This window comes from Falsihalocynthiibacter sp. S25ZX9 (assembly GCF_041205405.1).
Lineage (GTDB): Bacteria > Pseudomonadota > Alphaproteobacteria > Rhodobacterales > Rhodobacteraceae > Falsihalocynthiibacter > Falsihalocynthiibacter arcticus.
The window spans coordinates 1-306 of sequence record NZ_JBGFCD010000220.1 but is presented as its reverse complement, the minus strand read 5'-3'; the positions used below and the strand labels follow the sequence as shown (position 1 = coordinate 306).

The window sequence follows — 306 nt, the reverse complement described above, 5'->3', positions numbered from 1 at the left end:
TGATCGTTTTGATCATTAAACACACTTGCGCCCGTCTCGATATCGACAACGCTTTGATGCACATGCATCGCACTTCCGGGCTCGTTTTCCATCGGTTTTGCCATGAATGTTGCATAGCAATCGTGCCGTAACGCCGCCTCACGAATGGTGCGTTTAAACATGAAAACCTGATCCGCAAGCTTTAGGGGATCGCCGTGATTTAGGTTAATTTCAAGCTGCCCTGCCCAGCCCTCTTGCATCACGGTATCGATTTCAAGTCCCTGTGATTCGGCGAAATCGTAGATGTCATCGACCACGGCGCTATAC

General features: G+C 49.7%; 1 pseudogene. It reads right to left on the bottom strand.

What is annotated here, in order from left to right:
* Positions 1-306, bottom strand: a pseudogene (locus AB9F29_RS21995) (glutamine synthetase); the annotation flags it as partial.